Below are 20,827 nucleotides of genomic sequence, written 5' to 3' on the forward strand. Positions count from 1 at the left end.
GAAAGCTTGTGGCTTAAATTGACTCTGTCAAACACAGTGTTGACAGTCGGCTTGGTTTTATCCTCCACACCATTACTGGCTTTCATCGGCCTAGCCTTACTCACTACTACGGGTTCATCTGCCACCTCACACTCGTAATACTCTTGAGTCACCTCTTGAATAATACGTCCAACCATTTTTGATCAAATCATTTTGATTGGATACAATGCCAGGCTTCCCCAGTTACTGCACTAGTTCCCTGTTAGAAATTCCACCCTCAAACACAGCATTGGTCTGACTAAGTATTGGGCTTCGCGCTATTTTGGACGCTTACCCACCAATACCGCCGAAGCAGGTTACGGTTAGTTGTGTACCTCTAACTTCTTATGGCTTCCTTCAGACCCCACCGTTAGCCAGTGACGCCCTTGCCATTCAGATTATCTTCCCCTTAGTCGGGGTGATAAGGCTTCTTTCAGCCTATCGGGTTTGCCAGCTTCGCTGGGCAAACAAAAAAAAGCCGCTATAATGCGACTTTTGTCTTTTTAGTTTTAATGGCGAGTAAGAGAGGTTTTAACTCTACTCGTTGGATTTACGCTATAAACCCTTTTTTGACAAACTATATTTCAATAGCAAATATTATTAATTCAAATAACATTTTGAATGTGGCGGTGAGATAGAGATTTGAACTCTAGAAGGGCTACAAACCCTTGCCGGTTTTCAAGACCGGTGCTTTCGACCACTCAGCCATCTCACCAGATATCATTAGCATGAAAAGAGCACTTGCTAAAAGACGGGCGAATGTTAAATACTGCGTGGTTATTTGTAAAGACTTAATTGTATAAAATAGCAAATAATACGTAAATTACACACTTATACCCATGTTACTTCAATATGTCGAATTCAGCTGGAGTTAGAAACGTCTTTAGGCACAGGTTCATAGTTCCAGACTGAACCTAAGTACCTACATCCCATTGATTGAAGATAATGGTTGTTCAGGAGAATATGCTCCTGAACGACCCTTAATAAAAAGATGCGCCTTGATCATGAATCGTTCAGCAGCCCTGAAACGCACATCTTGAAGTATCATGGGTATACAAGTATTAAAACAAAATATTTATTTGATAAAGTCTAGGTGTTCTTGATAACAATCACCTAAAACAGGCACTTTTACTTTTTGACCTTGTACCGCATGATAAATAGCATAGAGCCATGTTAAAAACACAGCTACATTCAATAACCAACCAATTAAGGGCACTAAAGCCAGCAATGCACCTGTAATAATAAGGCCAAGAGATTGGCGAAGATGAAAGGTTGCGAAATCAGACTTATGTTTGTCATGAAGCACAATGGCAACCAACCATCCTAACAAGGTTATATAACCTATAATAGCCACGGTTTTAGCTATGCCGTATACATCATCATTTATTGATGAATCATAATTATCACTAGCATGTGATATTGTTTGCTGCTTTGGCTTATCCGTTGAATGGTACTGCATAAATTGATACTCCATCGTTATAACGTCAACTGCCTAATCTTTATAATGTAGATTGAATCTAGTTTTACAACAAGCGTTTTGTTATGACAAAAAAGTATATACCCGTTCCACCTGAAGGTGCTCGTTTCATGCATCTTCAGGTGGAACGGGTATATAGTGCTTAGTTGCTTCAAATATAAACCGAATTATTTATTAACACTAACTTAAGTTTGCTGTTATACCTTTATATTGCTTTTTTAGACGACTCAGATGTAATTCTCGCTCTAAATCACTTAACTTTCTATAGTTTAACTGCTCAAAAGTAAGGGTAAAATCAAGAAACTCTTTTGATATTTGCGGTAATCGTGCGGTAACTAACATAGAAAAATCAAAAGCAGTCATATTTACAGGTTTATGCAGTCCCTTCGTTGCTAAAATTTTCAACGCTTTTTGATACAAGCTAAACCATGGCGTTACGTTTTTTCGCTTAAAGATTTTCATATTAAATCGATAAAACAAAGTGACAAGCGCCATTGACGAAATCAATGCGATAGCAACTATACCTGCTATTTTCCATGGCATTTGCTTTCCAAACAAACGCTTTAGCAGATCATATTGCTGTTTGCTAGAGAACCCTAAAACCCATCGTGTCCACTGATAATCCAGTGCATCAAGCTGTAATCTTAGCTCGTTAATCCAAGAAATCCTTTTAAATTGATATAAACCGATAAAACCATTATTCATTGATAATTGTTGTGTTACTAAGGTATTTGACCAGCCACTTTCAACTCGTTGGGGATCTACAGCTGCCGTAGGGTCGATCTTTTTCCAACCAATACCGTGCAACCAAATTTCTGACCATGCATGAGCATCATATTGATAAATACTTAAATGCCCACCCTGCTGTCCATTTTGCTGTGATAATGCTGCGGCATTGACATTGTTATATTCACCACCTAAATACCCCGTAACAACCCTTGCAGGAATACCGGCAGCCCGCATTAAATAGGTGAAACTGCTGGCATAATGTACACAAAACCCTGATTTAGTATCAAAATAAAATTGATCTAGGCTATTATTGAGTAACTTTGGAGGTTGTAAGGTATAAAAATAGTGACTTTCTCTAAAAGTTTCGAGAACAGCTTGTGCTCTATCAATTGGATCAACGTATTGCTTTATTAGTTTAGCTGCTAATTTTTCTAATCTGGGGTTACTACCTTTTACAATAGATAAATTACGCTGTTTATCGACTTCATTTATTGTTAAATCTAAAGAAGAATGTAAATAGCTTTTCACTTGATAATGAGTTATTTGGCTCAATACATTACGACTTTGAATGGTATAATCACTCATTAATGCAACTCTTGCATCATTGCTTGTTGCCACTGCTAGTCCAAATAGCCAAGGTTGATAGCTTGGCTCAACAGTTACATCATACAGAATACTGAGACCTGAAGTTTCAGGCTCGAATATAACATTTGGCGATGTAACTTGTGATAATGTTTTGTTTATATCGTCTTTTGCACGAGTCCATTTTTTGCCATCAAAATTTTCTAATGTCATCGCACGCCAATATAACGTTGAATAATCAGGAATTTGTTCCCTTTTAAAGTCAACCCGAAATGCTAGATCACTAGACAAAGCTAACGAGGCAATATCACCGGGACTGACTTCATCTGACAATCCTATTTTTGCAGAGTTAACGCTAGGCACTTGCCAAAATGGTGATAAACGGGGGAAAACAATAAACAAAGTAACGGCCAGTAACGCACTTTGTAATAATAATATACAAACGGTTTTACTTGCTAACAATAACGTTTTAGTTGGCGAGAAAACCCGGTGTAATATCGTCAGATTAATAATTAAGAAAAAAACAATTAATAAAGAAAAAGCCAATGTTTGCTTAAAAATAAGTGCCGAGGCTAATAAAAACAAACCAAGTAAAAATAATTGATAGAAGTCTTTTCTTTTCTTAATTTCAAAAGCTTTTAAGGTATAAGCAAAAGTAAGTAAGTGCAGCATACTAACCAAAACCCCTAAGCTTCTAGCTGAAATTGCGATGGCAATACAACCACTAACCGCAATGAACATTAATAGCATCGAAGATATAGCCATTTGTTGCTTGACTGAAATATTAACCTTACTGTGTTTTTTGTTGGTATTTAACCTGTTATGGAGTAATAGCGCCTGCCAGCACAAGCATAATGCGATAACTGCAATCATCCATGTACTGATTTCCAATAGTAAAGTAGACAAATTTAATAATTGACAACACCATAATAACCAAGCATTTTTACTAGTTAAATAAAATAAATCAACGGGCTGGCTAAGTGGTTTTGTTGGATTCGTTATCATAGACTTAATCGGTTACTTTTGCTAAAGCGATTAAACAGCTCTGTTGGTGTTGATACCCTGAATTTGGCTCAATTTTAATTAGAGTACTATTTTTAGTGCTGTTTGTAATGCTGGGAGGTAAGTCGAGAACTAGACCAAAACACTGCTTGTTATGGCTATATTCAAGGATTAAGAAACACAAAAACTGAAGCTTCGTTTCAATATCAGAACTTGGCATATTACTAAACTTTAACCAAAGTAAACTGCCTTGCTGCGCTTGGTAATTTTTACTCAATTTTCCCTGACCGCGTGCTAATTGCTTCCAAGCAATACGTGCTTGCGATTCTCCAAGTACATAATTTTTTAATTCCGAATAATCTTCTCCCCCAACTGTTGCTTGCATAGAAGCACCATTACTTTCATCAAGCCCGGTTAAAAATTGTTGATTATCAGTTAATCTTTTCGGCTGTGGAAAAACAATCGCTTGATGTGAAAAGTCTAACAGTGACCAAGTAATAAAAAGACCTAAAGAGTACTCACTAAAAACTTTAACTCTGCCTAAGCTGTAAACTCCTCGCTGCTTTGCATACCACGGAAGTAAAATCTCTATCGTATCAGTGTCACATTGTGCGAGTTTTACTACTTTTAAAAAGTGTTGGGACTCAGAAAATATAAAATTAATATCAAAATGTATTTTATGACCTGTAATAGTAATAGGGTAATTTAAAACTTGCTTAGCAAAGCCGGTTTGTTTCGCTTTTGATGAAAAGGTTAACTGGGAAAAGTTATAAAAACTGTGCATCATTACCGTAATGAAAAGACTTGCTAGTAAATAGCTTAACAACAAAATAATATTATTTTGATAATTAGTGCCTAAGAGAAACAATAAAATATCAAAAAATAAATAAGTAAACCCAAACCGTGTCGGTAGAATAAAAATATTACGATTAGACAGTTTTTGTTGAAAACGACTTGGCATTCGTCGACTAAGCCAGTGATCAAAACGTTTGTTGATTACTTTTTGACTGGCTTGTTTAATAGTTCTAAAAATATTCATGAGGCTAGATAGTAATGACTAAACATAGCTAAAACCATAGCTAAGCATTCAATGGATTTAATACGTTAACAGCGTCCAAAATACGCTCGCTAATACTACCAGAGACATGTTGCTGCTCTGTTATATTTAGATCTAATCGGTGTTCACATACGTTATAAAATACAGCCTTTATATCATCAGGTAGCAAATAATCTCTATTATCAATAAAAGCCCATGCTCTTGCTGCAGCAAGTAACGCTTTACCAGCACGAGGCGATAAAGGTTTACACACTATTTTATCTGTTTTTTCTGTCATCTCTTGCCCTCGGCTAATACGACAAAGCGCAATAATGTACTCAATAATGCTTGTCGATGCATGAACGTTTTCAATGGTATTTTGCATTGAGATTAAAGTATCAACGCAAATAATATCATTTATCAGCGTTGATTCAGTTGCTTGGACATTGTTCGAAAGAAGAATGCTTTTTTCAGCGTCAATATCAGGAAAGCCTAACGATATTTTCATCATAAATCGATCAAGCTGTGATTCAGGTAATGGATAAGTGCCCGCGTGAAATAAAGGGTTCTGAGTGGCGATAACAAAAAATGGTCTGGGTAATATATGGGTTATACCATCGATACTGACTTGGTTTTCAGCCATAGCTTCAAGTAAAGCGCTTTGGGTTTTTGGACTAGCACGGTTAATTTCATCAGCCAAGACTACTTGATTAAATATAGGTCCTTTATGAAGTTCAAACTGCTTAGTCTCGCTATTAAATATAGAGATACCAATCACATCAGAAGGAAGCAAATCACTGGTAAACTGAGTGCGTTGATAACTCAGGCTTAAGTTTTTAGCTAACGCTTGTGCCAGTGTTGTTTTTCCCATACCAGGTAAATCTTCTATCAACAAATGACCTTGAGCGAGTAAACAGGCAAGTGCTAAACGACATTCATGCGGCTTACCTATAACAACTGATTCAATTTGACTCAAAATAGCCAGAAGAGTTTTTTGCATAAAAAAAGCCTACCTAAATATGTTTATTTAAGTAGACTTTTTAGCATGATTAGGTGACTTTTAACAGCCAAGTGTCTTGATTATCAATAGCTCAGACTTCTGAAGCCCAAATACTCAAGTAGAGCGGATATGTTATTAAGCGTTTCTTCTTGCTGTTACCGCATCAGATAACTGTGCTAATAACGTTTCAGTATCTGGCCAACCAATACAAGCATCGGTAACACTTTGGCCATAAACTTCAGCTGTACCATTAACAAGCTTTTGATTTCCTTCAACCAAGTTGCTTTCAACCATAACACCAAATATATCTTGATTACCTTGGCTAATTTGTTTACTAACATCAGTAGAAACTATCATTTGATTTTCAAACTTTTTGCTTGAATTAGCATGGCTAAAATCAATCATTATTTTACTATTTAACTTACTTGCTTCTAATTGTTCTGTTACTGCTTTAACACTATCTTGATCAAAGTTTGTTGTTTTGCCGCCGCGTAAAATTATATGGCAATCACTGTTACCTGTGGTTTCAACAATCGCGGCATGACCAAACTTTGTCACCGATAAGAAGTGATGTGAAGCAGCCGCTGAACCAATAGCATCGATAGCAATTTTTATCATGCCGTCTGTACCATTTTTAAAACCAACAGGGCAAGATAACCCTGATGCTAACTCTCTATGAACTTGTGATTCAGTAGTACGTGCGCCAATTGCACCCCAACACATAAAATCAGCCATATATTGCGGAGTCATCATATCTAAGAACTCTCCCGCCGTTGGTAAACCTAATTCATTTAACTGAAGTAATAATTTACGACCGATACGTAAACCATCATTAAGTTTAAAGCTATTGTCCATATAAGGGTCATTTATGAGCCCTTTCCAACCTACCGTTGTTCGCGGCTTTTCAAAATAAACTCGCATAACAATTTCTAAGTTGTCTTTATACTTTTCACGTAGTTTCACTAAACGCTGACCATATTCAAGTGCCGCTTTGGGATCATGAATTGAACAAGGTCCAATAATCACGAGTACACGATCATCTTTATGATTTAATATGTTATGAATTGCAGTTCGACCAGAAACAACTGATTTAGTTGCTTTCTCTGACGCTGGAAATCGTTCCAGTAATGCGATAGGAGGTAATAAATCTTTGATTCTATTGATGCGCACATCGTCAGTTTGATACATAATTTTTCTCTTTTTTTACCTCATAATGAGGTGGCTTGGGTATAGACGTCTAGATAGATATTCTTAACGCCAATTTACCAGTGTTAAGTCATTAATACCAGACTATTCAAATGAATAAAGAACAAAAAAGTGATATACCTTTGTTACCAATCAATTTGTCTGTTTCATAAGTGCACTTTGAATGGTAACGAGTATAATTACTGAATAGATAAAACATGTTAAGGAATAAAATGATTGATAGTAAATTGCCCTTACTCGATTTACATAGGCATTTAGATGGTAATATTCGCCCTGCTACCATTTGGCAGTTGGCAGAAAAAAATAGCATTGCTTTACCAACAGCACAATTTAAAGAATTTATCCCTTATGTACAAATACAAGACAGTGAAGCAGATTTATTGGCTTTTTTGAAAAAACTCGATTGGGGTGTTTCCGTATTAAAAAACCTTGATGATGTAAAGCGTGTTGCTTATGAAAATGTAGAAGATGCCTTTAATGCAGGTTTACATTACGCAGAGTTACGTTTTTCACCCTATTACATGGCGATGAATCACCATTTATTGATAACTGACGTAGTTTCAGCAGTTATTGATGGTGTGCAGGCTGGTATTAAATCATTCAATATAAAAATAAATCTAATTGGAATTTTAAGTCGTACTTTTGGCGTAAAGCAATGTCAACTTGAGCTAGAATCATTACTTAAGCATAAAGATAAACTTGTTGCTATTGATTTAGCAGGTGATGAGTACAATTTTCCCGGTGAGTTATTTATAGAGCATTTCAATCAAGTACGTGATGCTGGCTTACAAGTAACTATACACGCAGGCGAAGCGGGTGGGGCAAAAAGTGTTTGGCAAGCGATAACCGAATTAGGAGCTACACGCATTGGTCACGGTGTTGCCACTATTAATGACGAAAAATTAATGACTTACATGGTCAATAATAATATAGCCATTGAGTCATGCTTAACCTCAAACTTTCAAACCGGTACGGTAAAGAACTTAAGCAAACATCCACTTAAAACGTTTCTTAAGGTTGGAATAAAGGCTTGCCTTAATACTGATGATCCTGCCGTTCAAGGCATAGAGGCTAAACATGAATTTGAAGTCGCTCAACAAAAGTTAAAATTTACTGATAGTGAAATAAGCCAATTGCAAAAAAATGCAGTAGAAGTTAGTTTTTTGTCAAGCACTGAGAAAACAACATTACTATCTCGTAACAAAATTGTTTAGTTCGTAAAAATATTAACATCAAATAAAGGAGCAATAATAATGGCAGAAGTTTTATTGGCGTTGGCAACCGGAGCGTTTGTTGGTATTTTATTTTCAGTATTAAAACTCCCCTTACCCGCCCCTCCAGTTATATCAGGAATAGCAGGCATTGTAGGAATTTATCTGGGTGGCATCGGTTATCAATGGATAATAGAAAGATTTTTTAGCTAGATACAAATAAATCAACCTTAGCAGTTTAATTTACTATGGCTAGTTGATAATATTCAATAACGCACTACCAAGTTAGTAAAACACCCTTGATAACAGTATCTAAATTTGAGCATAATTTAGATCAGGTTAGAAACTTACTGACTCATTTAACTCTATACAAAATAGACAAGGGATATTTCATGAGTACACCACATATTTCAGCTAATTCAAACGAGTTCGCCAAAACAGTTTTAATGCCTGGCGATCCCCTTAGAGCTAAATTTATCGCTGATAATTTTCTAGACAATGCTAAATGCATTACTAAAGTACGTAATATGTTTGGTTATACGGGTACGTATAAAGGACAAGAAATTTCCGTAATGGGATCAGGTATGGGTATACCGTCAATTTCAATTTATGCCACGGAGTTATATAAAGACTTTGGTGTTGAAAATATTATTCGTATCGGCTCGTGTGGCGCAGTACGAGACGATATAAAAATTCGTGATATTATTATTGGTATGGCTGCAAGTACTGACTCAAATGTTAACCGTCAACGTTTTAATCAATGTGATTTTGCCGCAACGGCTGATTTCTCATTATTACATCGCGTGGTTAATACCGCAGAACGTCTTAATCAAAAAGTGCATGTTGGCAATATTTTTACCGCTGATTTATTTTACACACCACAACCTGAAATGTTTGCCATGATGGAAAAATACGGTATTTTAGCTGTTGAAATGGAGGCTGCTGGCTTATACGGTGTTGCTGCAGAGTACGGTAAAAAAGCGTTAACCGTATTAACGGTGTCCGATCACATTAAAACTGGCGAACAAACTACAGCAGACGAGCGTGAAAGCACATTTAAAGAGATGATGGAATTAACACTGGAAAGCGTTTTGTAAACACGAGTTGTTTTTTCTAATTACTATTGGGTTTATTGAATTAATTTCTAAACTCAATACGTACTGTTGACCTTTCCGTTTGCTTAGTAATGAGTGGTTAAAAATATACTGATAACCTAACAGCATTGATGCTAATTCGGTTTTAATACCTCACAATTTAATGTTTAATTCTGACAGGAAGCTGGTACCATAGGTCATTACTTCCACTTTGAAAAGTTCCGATAGGGTTTGCCCTAAATCAGAAAAAGTTGTTCTCTGTCCAAGATTAACTGATTGTATATTCTGGTGATAACACAATAAAGGAACAAATTCACGCGTATGATCATTACCTGGCCAAGTGGGATCACAACCATGATCAGCAGTTAAAAATAAAATATCATCTGCTTCCATATGTTCATAAATTTCAGGTAAGCGTTTATCGAAATTTTCTAATGCTTGAGCATAACCAACTGCATCACGCCGATGGCCATAATCTTGATCAAAATTAACTAAGTTGGTAAAAATTAGGCTATTATCTGTTGCCGACTTAATGTGCTGAATAGTGGCATCCACTAACGCATCAATGCCGGTTGCTTTGGTTTTAATACTAATACCTTGATGTGCAAAGATGTCGGCTATTTTACCGACACTAATGACCTGCCCTCCTGCTTGCGTTATTTTATCTAACACCGTAGGTGCTGGCGGTAAAACAGAATAATCTCGTCGATTACCCGTACGGGAAAATTCACTCGCCTTTTGAGGTTTTTTATCACCGCCTTTATCTCCTCCAATGAAAGGTCTAGCAATGACTCGCCCTACATTGAGATCACTATCAGATAATAACGCTCGCACTTGCTCGCAATAACAATAAAGGTTATCTAAACCAAAATGTTCTTCATGTGCCGCTACCTGAAAAACACTGTCTGCTGAAGTGTAACAAATTGGTAAGCCGGTTTTTATATGCTCATTACCGAACGCATTGATAATATCAACACCCGAGGCATGACAATTACCTAGTACGCCGGCAAAACCTGTTTTATGATTAATAGCCGTTATTAGCTCAGCACTGAAAGAATCTTTTTTATTTGAGAAATAGTCCCAATCAAAGAGCACAGGTACGCCAGTCATCTCCCAATGCCCACTAGGTGTATCTTTGCCAGTACTGATTTCATTCATATAACCAAAAGCGCCTTTTTGAGGTTTTTTATAAAACTCAGTAAAGTCCTTTTCTGCCTTTGTTATTTCTTGCTCAAGTGCTTGCCAAATTTTAGGTCTGCTCGCTTGTCGACTTAATTCATGCAAACCTAAGTCACCTAAATTAGGTAATTGGATGATGTTGTTGCTTTCTTGAAAGTAGTGTCTGGCGATATTTATAAAAGTATTAGCACCAATATCACCAAATTTTTCAGCATCGTTGGAATAACCTACTCCAAAACTATCGAGTACTACTATTATCGCTCTTGCCATTAAATTACTCTCAATAAAAAGCTATCAATAAATATGACCAACTAGTCAACTTGTGCTAATTTAATGCTTTTATTATAATTAGCCAAGTTATTTTATGCTTACCTACTTAGGAATAGTATAGTCTAAATAAATTTCCCTTATCTCCCCAGACCTATTGCCTTTGGACTTATTGATGACACACCCTAGTAAAACAACTGTTATAGCAATTGCGGGTGCTTCTGCATCAGGTAAATCGCTCTTCGCCGAAACTATTTATAATGAATTGCTACCCGAACTTGGCTCTGACGGTATTTCTATCATTAAAGAAGATGCTTATTATCGTGTTCAATCACACTTATCAATGGATGAGAGAATTAACACTAATTATGATCACCCAAAGGCATTTGAACATGAATTGTTAAGTACACATTTAAGGGTTCTCACTAAGAAAAAGCCGGTTGATTGCCCTATATATTGTTATAAAACACATACTAGAACTAAAGAGACCATAAATGTTAGACCAACTAGAATAATTTTAGTCGAAGGTATCTTATTATTATCAAACCCAAAACTTCGCGATTGTTTTGATATTAAGGTTTACATGGACACACCGCTTGATATTTGTTTAATTAGACGAATAGAACGAGACACTAAAGAACGGGAACGTAGTTTAGAATCTATCACAAATCAATATTTGACTACTGTTCGCCCTATGTATTATCAATTTATTGAACCATCAAAAGCGTGGGCCGATATTGTTATTACCCGTGGCGGAAAAAACCGTATGGCGATAGAAGTGTTAAAAGCTAAAATAAGACAATTATTTAAATCATCATAAAAAAATAAAAACCACATGAGGTTACAATGGAGTTAGCAACACTTCGAGGTTTATTCGGAATTGGTGTATTACTTGCCATCGCAGTAATTTTTTCTAACAAGCGCAAAGCCATAAATTTACGTACCGTCGGTTGGGCTTTTTTTCTTCAAATTGGCTTAGGTGCATTTGTTTTATATATTCCAGCAGGGAAAGATGTTTTAACGTCTATTTCTGGTGGTGTGCAACAAGTGATCAATAGTGCGAATGTTGGTATTGCTTTTTTGTTTGGCGGATTAGGAACTGATGCGATGTTTTCTAACGGCGTTGGCTTCGTCTTTGCTATTCGCGTATTGCCCGTTATTATCTTTTTTTCATCATTAATCGCTGTTTTATATTACCTTGGCGTGATGCAATGGGTGGTGAAAATTATTGGTGGTGCTTTGCAAAGGCTGCTTGGAACCAGTAAACCCGAATCATTATCTGCCACTGCCAATATTTTTGTTGGCCAAACCGAAGCGCCTTTAGTCATTCGCCCTTATATTGCCAAAATGACACAATCTGAATTATTCGCCATTATGGTGGGTGGATTAGCTTCTGTTGCAGGGTCTATTTTAGCGGGCTATGCTGGTTTAGGTATTGATTTGAAATATTTGATCGCAGCCTCTTTTATGGCTGCACCAGGTGGTTTGTTAATGGCAAAAATCATTATGCCTGAAACCGAACATGAAAAAATAGCCCAAGAACATTTCATGACTGAAGATATTGGTGAACAGCCTAGTAACGTAATAGATGCGGCAGCATCAGGTGCAGCGTCAGGTTTAAAATTAGCCGTTAATGTTGGCGCCATGTTGCTTGCCTTTATTGCGCTTATTGCTTTGCTGAACACCCTTGTGGGTGGAACCGCCAGTTCATTGGGTTTCGAAGGAATCACTATAGAATGGATGTTAGGTTATTTATTCGCCCCTATTGCTTATATAATTGGCGTACCAAGTTCTGAAATGCTGCAAGCTGGTAGTTTTATCGGCCAAAAAATTGTGGTAAATGAATTTTTTGCTTATGTTAACTTTGTTGAAATTAAAGACAATCTCAGCGCGTCAACTCAAGCAATTATTACCTTTGCGTTATGTGGCTTTGCAAACCTATCCTCTATTGCTATTTTATTAGGTGGTATTGGCTCAATGGCACCTAATAGACGACATGACATTGCTAAGTTAGGGTTGAAAGCTATGATTGCAGCTACCTTGGCTAATTTAATGAGCGCAGCTATTGCCGGCGTTTTCTTATCGTTATAATTTTCACTTTTTACTTTTTACTTTTTACTTTTATTAGAATAATATTTTTATATGACTACTCAAAAAGAACTCGAAACAAAAGCCGCTAAATTGGCGATAAGCTTGATGGATCTAACCAGTTTAACAGATAAAGAAACGCCTCAAGACATAGAGAAACTATGCCAACAAGCTAAATCTCAAGGTGGAGGTACCGCAGCAATATGTATTTTCCCCCGCTTTATTCCTTTAGCTAAAAAAATATTATTACAACAAGGCACTCCCCAGATAAAAATAGCCACGGTGACTAATTTTCCTCATGGTAATGATGATATTGCTATTGCTGTGGCCGAAACTAAAGCCGCTATTGCCTATGGGGCAAATGAAGTCGACGTGGTTTTTCCATATAAAGCTCTCATTGCCGGTGATATTCATGTGGGTTTAGAGTTAATTGAAGCATGTAAACAAGTTTGTCCTAACAAGGTATTACTTAAAGTCATTATTGAAACAGGTGAATTAAAAACCCCTGAATTAATTAAACTTGCCAGTGAAGTATCTATCCGCGCTGGCGCTGACTTTATTAAAACTTCTACCGGCAAAGTAAAAGTTAATGCTACGCCTGAAGCAGCTAAAATAATGCTTGAGGTAATTAAATCAACAAATAATGAGCACATAGATACAGGTTTTAAAGCCGCAGGAGGTGTTAAAAATGTCGATGATGCACTGATTTATTTAAATCTAGCCAAAAGTATTTTAGGTGATAACTGGGTTACAACTGAGCACTTTAGGTTTGGCGCTAGCAGCTTACTTGATAATTTACTTTCAACACTTGGTTATATTGATGAAAAAGATAATTCATCAATAGGCTATTAGGTTAACAATTACTGTTATGGCACAACTGTACTTTTATTATTCTTCAATGAATGCCCTGCCTAAAGGCGTTTCTAATTCCAGCTGAATCATGCATCTTCAAGTGGAGCGGGTATGTAGGATGAAGCACAATTTTTAACTAAAAAACAAGTAAAGCAGCTAACTGATATTATTGATGAATTACACATCCCTGTTTTGGCTTATGGAATTCGAACTAATTTTTTAGGTTAAACTTTTAGTGGCAGTGCCGCTTTGCTTGCTTGGGCTGATAAACTCGTTGAACTGAAAACAATATGCCATTGTGGCAGAAAAGCTAACTTTGTTATTCGTTTAAATAGCGACGGTTACGCCGCTACAGATGGTGAACAAGTCGAGGATGGTGGCAATGAACGTTATCAAGCTTTATGTCGAAAATATTTTAAAAACTTCTTAATTTTACAATGAGTTACTTGCTATCAGTCAAGTAACGCGTGACCTTCTGGTAGCTGTTTAGCAATCCACAACGCAAGCTTATGTTTCATATGAGGTTGATCTTCGCTCTCAACTGCAAGCGGCTGAATTAACTTATCACTCACTAACAAACGGTAAAGACTTTCTATCTTATCTTTAGCAGAATTGGTTGCTGAAAAGCTTTTATAACCCCGATTAATCGCATATTTTTCACCAATCACTAAGGCTTTTTTTAGTAACTCGGCTTCGTTTTTTAATTTTTTCATTTTGATAACGTCTTAATATTGAAACTAAAGTTAAGATGCGTCAAAACTTGATATAAGTCAATTGTCTATTGTTATTATTAATAAATTAAATTGATCTACAACACGCTTCGTAGTTATACTCGTAGCTACTTATTCATACAAAACAACAGGTATACTATGTCTATCTCTCGTACTAGAAACGCTCTGCATAAGGTGTATGTTCCATCAACCGCTCGTGGAAATCAGTATTTAATGGCTAAAATCCCATTATCAGAAGAATTATTAGCGAAATATTCTGATTTAATTGATGAAAAGTCCCCCAAACCCTATGAAGCTTTTTATCAAAAGCTAGCAACATTATTTTTTAAAATTAATGATAGCTTAGCAATTGAAAGCAGTCACTTTATTGCCAATAATAAATTTGTTCGTGTACGCTTCAGCCCTGAAAAATTAGTATCCCAAACGGAAAAACAGTTACTTTTTTTATATAACCCTGAATTTCATACCAGCCAAAATTCTTTTTTTGATGGTGGAACAAAAACTAAAAAATTAACCTTATTATTTCTTGCCAATGGTGTTGATCTGCGTCAGAACTCAGCTGAATTTCATAAAAAGACAACGCAAGCAATAACAAATTTTATTGAACAAATAGGGTTAGAAAAATCTGCCGTGCGTATTAGTGATCATCAACATTTAACGTATGACCTTTTTGCTAAAAACAAAGGTGTAGAAGGCACTCAAGTACATAAAATTCGCCCCATGGCCAGTCGATATTTAGCCGATGGGCAACATATACCTGACTCTACGACAGCGCTAACTTATGCTGTAGTAGATTTCCCAGTTAATCATAGAATTCGTTCTTTAGCTAAGTCAACTGAAGAGACATCTGAAGAATACAACGAGCTTTATAATTTAATTGCCAACTCTTTTATTAGTGCAGCTAAAAATAATAATTTAAACAATGGTGCTGTTATTGCTAACGGCTTAGTACCAATAGTTAGATATGCTGAAGACGAAAATATTATTGCTAGCAGTGAATTACTGATGTTAGGTTATAATCCTAAACATACAAGTGGTGGTTATACATGCAAGTGGAACTCTGACAAACTGGTTGATACTATTCAGTTAATTTTTGTAGCCAGTGATAATGACAAAACCTCTCATGGTTATGGGAAATTTGTTAATCAAATAGAGAAATCATTACGAGATTTTGCTCAAACTCTTGACTTTGTAAATGACAAAGAACAAATGTTGGTTAGGTTACACCAGCACATTAGTTTTAATTTAGACTAATTATTAATAAAACAATCATGGGGCAACTTGTCGTTTATTCTGCCCTATTTTAATCTATTTTTAGAACTCATATTCAATGGCCAGGCGTAAAACATGGCCTTTACTTCGGCTATCTACACCCGTAATAAAACCGACTTCCCATTTTAGCTGTTTTTGCCCATCAAAACGTTGAATCCCCATAAAAGCTGGCCCAATACCTAGATAGTTTTCACCTGAATATAGCTCAATAGCCGGTTGTAGTTGCTCAAGATAACGATAACGATATTGTATACGAAACTCTGTTTCAAATTCGCTTACAATCGTATTACCCCACTCATATATAATGAAAGCGTTAAAGGTAAGGCTAGTTCGACCAAATTCTTTTTCTACTAAAACACCAGAAGTAATTTCCCAATTTTGTTGGCGTTGCTCTTTCTCTATCTCAAATAACAATCCCCAATCTGCCCAGTACTCCCCCTGCTCTGTCAGCATCCAACGGGCTTCAACCTCATATGAAGTTAAGCTGAAATCGTCATTGATATCACGTTCACCAACTAAATAAAACTCTAACATAACGGTATCAGTGATCGATTGCCCATAAGCAAAACGTTGCGCAAGTTTGTTACTTTCTCTTTCTTTATGTGAAAATAAACGCCACTCAACTTCTCGTTCATTCGGTAAAACATAAGGATGGTAGACTTTATCCACAACAACACCGTCAGCGTGCACCGTAGAAGTATAACAGAGAAAAAGGCTTAAACTGGCTAGCATAAAGCAGCAAGTCTGCTTAAAAAGCATTATGGCTTTCATGATTTTTCTCCGTAAGCTAACCGAACCAAATATCGTGTTTTGCTAATAAATACAGGAACAATAAAGGCAGTCAAATAGATAATGAGTTGCATAAATGATGGGGTTGTTTCATAGCCAAACAAGACGCGAAGTAATTGTCCAAATTCAGAGTTTTCAGCGATAAAAGCGGTGCTATTCCAAACACTATAACTCAATGGTAAAACATCCACTTGTTGCAATAGTACAATTGACTGCATTAACTGACCAATAGCAAAAAACAGTAAAAAATAGCAGGATGTTTTGATGTGAACATGAGTGTCACTGTAGCGTAATAAAAAATAAAGTAAAATAGCAAAACTGACACAAATACCAACGCCTAAAATGATGCCAATAAATAAAGATTCAAACCCTGATAATTCAAACGTCGATGACTGCGTCCAGTAACTGGTTAAATACAGAATAAAATGCGAACCATGAATAGAAAATACCAATAAAAACACGGCCAGTGCTAAGTATTTTTTAACGTGAATAAAACGGTCTTTTTTATCTAAGAGAAATAAGAATGCACTGCAAAAATAAATGACGATAGAACCAAAAGAAAAAACAAACTCTGTGCCTTTATCATCGAAAAGCTGCGATATTTTTTCCATGTATTGACTCAATAAAAGCACCAGTAAAATAGCCAAGACACTCATTATTGCCATATTTTTATTAGTAACGAGACTCTCTGATGTCGCAGTAAAGCGTAATAACAACAGTGATATGATAATAAACATGGGAAATGCGCTTTGTAGAAACAAAAGTACAGTGTTAATGAACATGCAGACTTCCTTGCTTTAGTTTTAAAGCGTCATGTGATGCCGCTTGCTTACGCTTGGTTTCGGCTACAATAACTTTTCCTCGAGCACTATTAGGGTGATATTCCCCAAAAAAACTGTATTCACCTACAGATAGTGGCCCAATAAAAACAATTGATTTTTGCTTAGGAAAGATCACTTTTTCGCGATTAAGATCGAAGCTATCAAACTCCTCTACGCTATTGTCACGATTATGAATAACTAACTTAACTTTTTTATTCGCTGGAATGATGATTTGTGCAGGATAAAATAAATGATTTTTAATATCTAAATGATATTCAGGCCGTTTTGCTTCTACACTTGGGCTACACAAAGAGAGTAAATTAATAAGTAAAAATAGTTTGCAATATTTAGGAAGACTTTTAATCATCTCCCTGCTCCTTTGCTAATTTACTACCTTTAAAGTACACATCAATTTTTAGCCCTTTAAGTAACGTCGAGGGGGATAATTCTATTTTAGCGCCGTGCACGTCAGCAATATGCTTAACAATGGTTAAACCTAAACCACAACCCAAAACACTTGAGTTATGTTGATCACCGCCAACGCGGTAAAAACGATCAAAAATTCGTAGGTAGTCTTGAGGGGCTATACCAATACCTGAATCTTCAACACTAAGTACAATTTTTCTATCATCTTTATCTTCATTAATTAACTTAACCGTGACTTTGATTTTTCCGCCTATTGGTGTGTATTTATTCGCGTTTGAAATCAAATTGACCGCTAACAAATGCACCGAAAACTCATGTGCGCATAAGTAAGTTTGATCACTTTCTAGCACGATGGTTTGTTCTTTTGCGCTTATGTCACTATAAAGTTCAGCAATCACTTGCTGCAATAATGAATTTAAATTAAAACGCGTGCTGCCATCCACAATTTGCGCGGTGTTAGTACGATTCAAATTTAAAATTTGATCGATAACATGTCCCATTCTATCAACACTGTTGGTTAATTCTTTTATTGAATCAAAGTGTTGAATTTCATTCGCTGTGACATGTAGATCATCTAAGGATAAACGCGCTGAAAAATCTTGAGTGATGTTGTGTACATTTATTTTTAATACACTTAAAGGTGTTTTTAACTCATGGGCAGCATCTTCTGCAAAGTGTCGTTCTCGTTTAAATGCTGCGTCTAAACGAGAGAATAGTTTATTTAACGTAACAACAATATCAGCCAGTTCAGTATTGTTTACTTGTAAGTCAAGTGGGCTAAAATCATTAGTATTTCGTTTACCAAGCTCTGTTCGTAGTTGGTGTAAAGGCTTTAACCCTTGGGTGATAATGATATAGATTAAAAATGATAATATAACTATTGCGATAATCATGGGCGTAACGGCGGCTAAAATAAGTTCTTGTGCTAAGGCAAATTGCGTTTGTAGTGGTTGCGCCACAATCACACTAATTGATGGGCTATCTTGGGCTGATGTACTATTCGATAATGCGAACACTCGCCAACGTTTATCTAAAAAATTAGCTTCAGAAAAATGACTTAACGGTTTATGAGAAAGCACCGAAGAGGTAATAAGGTGATCGGGTGCGTTATTACTTTTAATAAGTAATTCATCATTTTTCCATACCTGAAAAGCAAAACTACCCTGCTGTGCCACTTGAGCTGTTGGGTGTGTTTTGTTGCTATTATTGGTATTTATAAGAGATGATGTTTGCACTGCAGTTGTTTGCACTGCAAGTAACGTATTAGCAATATCTAGCAATTGCTGATCAAATTGTTTTTCAGCTCGTGACATACTCACTTTATAGCCTTGAATAGCAGCAATAAAGGTTATTAATGTTAATACCGAAAATAGTGTTAAGACTAAATAACGCCGGATACTCATAACTGAAAATTCATAGTTTAATACGCATTATTAATGATGTAGCCTACACCACGTACGTTTTGAATAAATTTTTCAGGTAAGCTTTTTCTTAACTTATGAATATGAACCTCTACTGCATTACTCAGCACTTCTTCGCCCCAATGATACAGTTTTGATTCAATTTGCTCTCGAGACAATATTCTTCCGGCATTTTCCATTAATGCTTTTAAAACCATAAATTCTTTTTTGGAAAAGTGTATTTCAATTTCATTATTAATAGTATTTCTATCACTTTCAACAAGAACCTTATGAGTAAAAGTGTCTAACTTAACTTGCCCTACACAAATAAGTGAAGAGTTGGCGGTACCTAAGCGACGTTCAATAACACGTAATCTAGCCATTAACTCTTGTATTTCAAAAGGTTTAACAAGATAATCATCTGCACCATAATCAAGGCCTTTAACTTTACTTTCAATTGAGTCTCGCGCGGTTAAAATGATGACAGGCAGTGATGATTTTTGATTACGTAGATGTTTTAATACATCAAGTCCATCGATATCAGGCAAACCTAAGTCAAGAATAATCATATCTTGGTCAGGTGTAGATAAAGCGTTTAACGCTAGCTTCCCTTGGTTTACATGATTAACAACAAAACCTTCACTTTGCAGTGAGCGCTGTAAAGCTTTAGCCAATGGTAAGTCATCTTCAACTAGTAGTATTCTCATATCATTGGTTTACCTGCGAGCCCAAAATTTAATTTCTTGTTCCTCTAAAAACTGCTCTGCATTAGTCCCTTGCAGTAAAGCTAAGGTTGCTAATATACCTGCTTGGATACATTGCGGGGCAACCACCGTAATAGAGCGCGGTGCCTCAATAATGGGCCAACCAGTTTTCGCATTCAAAATATGGCTATAGCGTTTACCATCGTTAATAAGGAACCGACGAGCATCACCACTGGTAGCAAGTGCACCCGCTTTTAATGAAACAATCATATCTGCCTTACTGATATGATTGTTATCTGTATCGGGGTGCTCAATGGCTACTTGCCAAGGTTCATTATTTACACGGGAGGAAGTAACGGCTAAATCGCCACCTAAGTTAACTAATACTGGACTGTTGGTTAATTGCTTGGCAAGAATAATAGCACGGTCAACGGCATACTCTTTACCTATGCCACCGAAATCAATTTCCATCCCTTTCACTAAATTAATTTGCTTTTGATCGAAGTGAATTTTTTGCCAGCCAACATTTGTTAATATTTGTTTAACTTGCGCTTCTGTCGGGAAATTATCATTATTGTCTTCGCTAGCTTGAGCATCGTGAAAAGACCAAACTTTTCGTAGTACACCAGAGCTGATATCAAACAAACCATCACTTAGTTGGTAACATTGCTCGGCGAAGTTCAGTAATAAATAGGTTTCTTCATCAATCGCAACAGAGTCTCCCGCATTGTTATTAATAACACTACAAACACTGTACTGATTATAACGGCTATATTTATCTTCAATACGCCAAACCTCAGTAGCAATAATATCACCCAGTTTAGCGGCTAGTTGCTTATCAGTTGATTGTATTATCACCTCACAAGGACTTGCCATGGCATTAAACGTAATACCATAGCTGTCTTTGTTTTTTGAAAGCTGTACCGCTCTGTCTTTATTCAAG

The 20,827-nt window shown here is 36.3% G+C and carries 20 protein-coding genes, 1 tRNA gene and 1 pseudogene; 8 read left to right on the forward strand and 14 right to left on the reverse strand.

Going from position 1 to position 20,827, the window contains the following annotated elements:
- Positions 1 to 642 precede the first annotated feature (642 nt).
- The 6 genes from DWA31_RS12935 to aroG all read right to left on the reverse strand — a co-directional run bounded on the left by DWA31_RS12935 (position 643) and on the right by aroG (position 7,035).
- Positions 643 to 733 (reverse strand) — tRNA-Ser (locus DWA31_RS12935).
- A gap of 360 nt (positions 734 to 1,093) precedes the next feature.
- Positions 1,094 to 1,477: a DUF4870 domain-containing protein gene (locus DWA31_RS12940; RefSeq protein WP_210725598.1), complete on the reverse strand. Its 384-nt coding sequence runs from the start codon at positions 1,475 to 1,477 to the stop codon at positions 1,094 to 1,096.
- A gap of 198 nt (positions 1,478 to 1,675) precedes the next feature.
- Positions 1,676 to 3,811: a transglutaminase TgpA family protein gene (locus DWA31_RS12945; RefSeq protein WP_114326998.1), complete on the reverse strand. Its 2,136-nt coding sequence runs from the start codon at positions 3,809 to 3,811 to the stop codon at positions 1,676 to 1,678.
- A gap of 4 nt (positions 3,812 to 3,815) precedes the next feature.
- Complete coding sequence (locus tag DWA31_RS12950; protein WP_114326999.1) at positions 3,816 to 4,847, reverse strand: DUF58 domain-containing protein; 1,032 nt, start codon at positions 4,845 to 4,847, stop codon at positions 3,816 to 3,818.
- 40 nt (positions 4,848 to 4,887) lie between these two features.
- Positions 4,888 to 5,844: an AAA family ATPase gene (locus DWA31_RS12955; RefSeq protein WP_114327000.1), complete on the reverse strand. Its 957-nt coding sequence runs from the start codon at positions 5,842 to 5,844 to the stop codon at positions 4,888 to 4,890.
- Between the two features lie 135 nt (positions 5,845 to 5,979).
- Positions 5,980 to 7,035 carry a 3-deoxy-7-phosphoheptulonate synthase AroG gene (aroG, locus tag DWA31_RS12960; RefSeq protein WP_168427342.1) on the reverse strand — a complete coding sequence of 352 codons (1,056 nt, stop codon included), beginning with the start codon at positions 7,033 to 7,035 and terminating at the stop codon, positions 5,980 to 5,982.
- Between the two features lie 227 nt (positions 7,036 to 7,262).
- Between aroG and add the strand changes: the two genes are divergently transcribed.
- The 3 genes from add (at position 7,263) to deoD (ending at position 9,358) form a co-directional block, all read left to right on the forward strand.
- The gene (add, locus tag DWA31_RS12965) at positions 7,263 to 8,264 is read left to right on the forward strand and encodes an adenosine deaminase (protein ID WP_114327002.1); all 1,002 of its coding nucleotides are present in this window, start codon (positions 7,263 to 7,265) and stop codon (positions 8,262 to 8,264) included.
- Between the two features lie 39 nt (positions 8,265 to 8,303).
- Positions 8,304 to 8,474: a XapX domain-containing protein gene (locus tag DWA31_RS12970; protein WP_114327003.1), complete on the forward strand. Its 171-nt coding sequence runs from the start codon at positions 8,304 to 8,306 to the stop codon at positions 8,472 to 8,474.
- A gap of 179 nt (positions 8,475 to 8,653) precedes the next feature.
- Positions 8,654 to 9,358, forward strand: a complete 705-nt coding sequence (gene deoD / locus DWA31_RS12975) for a purine-nucleoside phosphorylase (protein WP_114327004.1) — start codon at positions 8,654 to 8,656, stop codon at positions 9,356 to 9,358.
- Positions 9,359 to 9,508: 150 nt separating this feature from the next.
- Here deoD and DWA31_RS12980 read toward each other — a convergent pair whose 3' ends face one another.
- Complete coding sequence (locus DWA31_RS12980) at positions 9,509 to 10,804, reverse strand: phosphopentomutase (RefSeq protein ID WP_114327005.1); 1,296 nt, start codon at positions 10,802 to 10,804, stop codon at positions 9,509 to 9,511.
- Between the two features lie 172 nt (positions 10,805 to 10,976).
- Between DWA31_RS12980 and udk the strand changes: the two genes are divergently transcribed.
- From udk to DWA31_RS13000, 4 genes and pseudogenes are all read left to right on the forward strand, one after another.
- Complete coding sequence (gene udk / locus DWA31_RS12985; protein ID WP_114327006.1) at positions 10,977 to 11,621, forward strand: uridine kinase; 645 nt, start codon at positions 10,977 to 10,979, stop codon at positions 11,619 to 11,621.
- 26 nt (positions 11,622 to 11,647) lie between these two features.
- Entirely contained in the window at positions 11,648 to 12,892 is a 1,245-nt protein-coding gene (locus DWA31_RS12990) for a NupC/NupG family nucleoside CNT transporter (protein ID WP_114327007.1), read from the forward strand.
- Between the two features lie 51 nt (positions 12,893 to 12,943).
- Positions 12,944 to 13,741, forward strand: a complete 798-nt coding sequence (gene deoC / locus DWA31_RS12995; RefSeq protein WP_114327008.1) for a deoxyribose-phosphate aldolase — start codon at positions 12,944 to 12,946, stop codon at positions 13,739 to 13,741.
- A 117-nt stretch (positions 13,742 to 13,858) separates the two neighbouring features.
- A pseudogene (locus DWA31_RS13000) lies at positions 13,859 to 14,182 on the forward strand (thymidine kinase); the annotation flags it as partial.
- Between the two features lie 11 nt (positions 14,183 to 14,193).
- Here the strand turns inward: DWA31_RS13000 and DWA31_RS13005 are convergent.
- A complete protein-coding gene (locus DWA31_RS13005) occupies positions 14,194 to 14,454 on the reverse strand; it encodes a DUF5062 family protein (protein WP_114327009.1) in 261 nt (86 codons plus the stop codon).
- A 231-nt stretch (positions 14,455 to 14,685) separates the two neighbouring features.
- Here DWA31_RS13005 and DWA31_RS13010 point away from each other — a divergent pair, with 231 nt between their 5' ends.
- The gene (locus tag DWA31_RS13010) at positions 14,686 to 15,726 is read left to right on the forward strand and encodes a DUF3083 family protein (protein WP_245942619.1); all 1,041 of its coding nucleotides are present in this window, start codon (positions 14,686 to 14,688) and stop codon (positions 15,724 to 15,726) included.
- A 60-nt stretch (positions 15,727 to 15,786) separates the two neighbouring features.
- On the opposite strand, the gene DWA31_RS13015 is transcribed toward DWA31_RS13010, so the two are convergent.
- The 6 genes from DWA31_RS13015 to DWA31_RS13040 are packed head-to-tail and all read right to left on the reverse strand — an operon-like array spanning position 15,787 to position 20,826.
- A complete protein-coding gene (locus tag DWA31_RS13015; RefSeq protein ID WP_114327011.1) occupies positions 15,787 to 16,515 on the reverse strand; it encodes a hypothetical protein in 729 nt (242 codons plus the stop codon).
- On the reverse strand, positions 16,512 to 17,315 hold the full coding sequence (locus tag DWA31_RS13020; RefSeq protein ID WP_114327012.1) for an FTR1 family protein: 804 nt from the start codon (positions 17,313 to 17,315) through the stop codon (positions 16,512 to 16,514). Before DWA31_RS13020 ends, DWA31_RS13015 begins: the two co-directional genes overlap by 4 nt.
- Positions 17,305 to 17,721: a cupredoxin domain-containing protein gene (locus tag DWA31_RS13025; protein WP_114327013.1), complete on the reverse strand. Its 417-nt coding sequence runs from the start codon at positions 17,719 to 17,721 to the stop codon at positions 17,305 to 17,307. Before DWA31_RS13025 ends, DWA31_RS13020 begins: the two co-directional genes overlap by 11 nt.
- A complete protein-coding gene (locus tag DWA31_RS13030) occupies positions 17,714 to 19,183 on the reverse strand; it encodes an ATP-binding protein (RefSeq protein WP_114327014.1) in 1,470 nt (489 codons plus the stop codon). The genes DWA31_RS13025 and DWA31_RS13030 overlap by 8 nt, the downstream gene beginning before the upstream one ends.
- A 17-nt stretch (positions 19,184 to 19,200) precedes the next feature.
- On the reverse strand, positions 19,201 to 19,887 hold the full coding sequence (locus DWA31_RS13035; RefSeq protein ID WP_114327015.1) for a response regulator transcription factor: 687 nt from the start codon (positions 19,885 to 19,887) through the stop codon (positions 19,201 to 19,203).
- A gap of 9 nt (positions 19,888 to 19,896) precedes the next feature.
- On the reverse strand, positions 19,897 to 20,826 hold the full coding sequence (locus DWA31_RS13040) for an FAD:protein FMN transferase (protein ID WP_245942620.1): 930 nt from the start codon (positions 20,824 to 20,826) through the stop codon (positions 19,897 to 19,899).
- Position 20,827: the final 1 nt, after the last annotated feature.

Source organism: Candidatus Colwellia aromaticivorans (assembly GCF_003333305.1).
Classification (GTDB): Bacteria; Pseudomonadota; Gammaproteobacteria; order Enterobacterales; family Alteromonadaceae; genus Colwellia; species Colwellia aromaticivorans.

Coding starts and splice junctions, on each gene's coding strand:
- deoD (WP_114327004.1), top strand. CDS start 8,654: ATGAGTACACCACATATTTCAGCTAATTCAAACGAGTTCGCCAAAACA.
- add (WP_114327002.1), top strand. CDS start 7,263: ATGATTGATAGTAAATTGCCCTTACTCGATTTACATAGGCATTTAGAT.
- DWA31_RS13010 (WP_245942619.1), top strand. CDS start 14,686: ATGGCTAAAATCCCATTATCAGAAGAATTATTAGCGAAATATTCTGAT.
- DWA31_RS13025 (WP_114327013.1), bottom strand. CDS start 17,721: ATGATTAAAAGTCTTCCTAAATATTGCAAACTATTTTTACTTATTAAT.
- DWA31_RS12990 (WP_114327007.1), top strand. CDS start 11,648: ATGGAGTTAGCAACACTTCGAGGTTTATTCGGAATTGGTGTATTACTT.
- DWA31_RS13030 (WP_114327014.1), bottom strand. CDS start 19,183: ATGAGTATCCGGCGTTATTTAGTCTTAACACTATTTTCGGTATTAACA.
- DWA31_RS13005 (WP_114327009.1), bottom strand. CDS start 14,454: ATGAAAAAATTAAAAAACGAAGCCGAGTTACTAAAAAAAGCCTTAGTG.
- deoC (WP_114327008.1), top strand. CDS start 12,944: ATGACTACTCAAAAAGAACTCGAAACAAAAGCCGCTAAATTGGCGATA.
- DWA31_RS12955 (WP_114327000.1), bottom strand. CDS start 5,844: ATGCAAAAAACTCTTCTGGCTATTTTGAGTCAAATTGAATCAGTTGTT.
- DWA31_RS13015 (WP_114327011.1), bottom strand. CDS start 16,515: ATGAAAGCCATAATGCTTTTTAAGCAGACTTGCTGCTTTATGCTAGCC.
- DWA31_RS12980 (WP_114327005.1), bottom strand. CDS start 10,804: ATGGCAAGAGCGATAATAGTAGTACTCGATAGTTTTGGAGTAGGTTAT.
- DWA31_RS12945 (WP_114326998.1), bottom strand. CDS start 3,811: ATGATAACGAATCCAACAAAACCACTTAGCCAGCCCGTTGATTTATTT.
- udk (WP_114327006.1), top strand. CDS start 10,977: ATGACACACCCTAGTAAAACAACTGTTATAGCAATTGCGGGTGCTTCT.
- DWA31_RS13020 (WP_114327012.1), bottom strand. CDS start 17,315: ATGTTCATTAACACTGTACTTTTGTTTCTACAAAGCGCATTTCCCATG.
- DWA31_RS12950 (WP_114326999.1), bottom strand. CDS start 4,847: ATGAATATTTTTAGAACTATTAAACAAGCCAGTCAAAAAGTAATCAAC.
- DWA31_RS12970 (WP_114327003.1), top strand. CDS start 8,304: ATGGCAGAAGTTTTATTGGCGTTGGCAACCGGAGCGTTTGTTGGTATT.
- DWA31_RS12940 (WP_210725598.1), bottom strand. CDS start 1,477: ATGCAGTACCATTCAACGGATAAGCCAAAGCAGCAAACAATATCACAT.
- DWA31_RS13035 (WP_114327015.1), bottom strand. CDS start 19,887: ATGAGAATACTACTAGTTGAAGATGACTTACCATTGGCTAAAGCTTTA.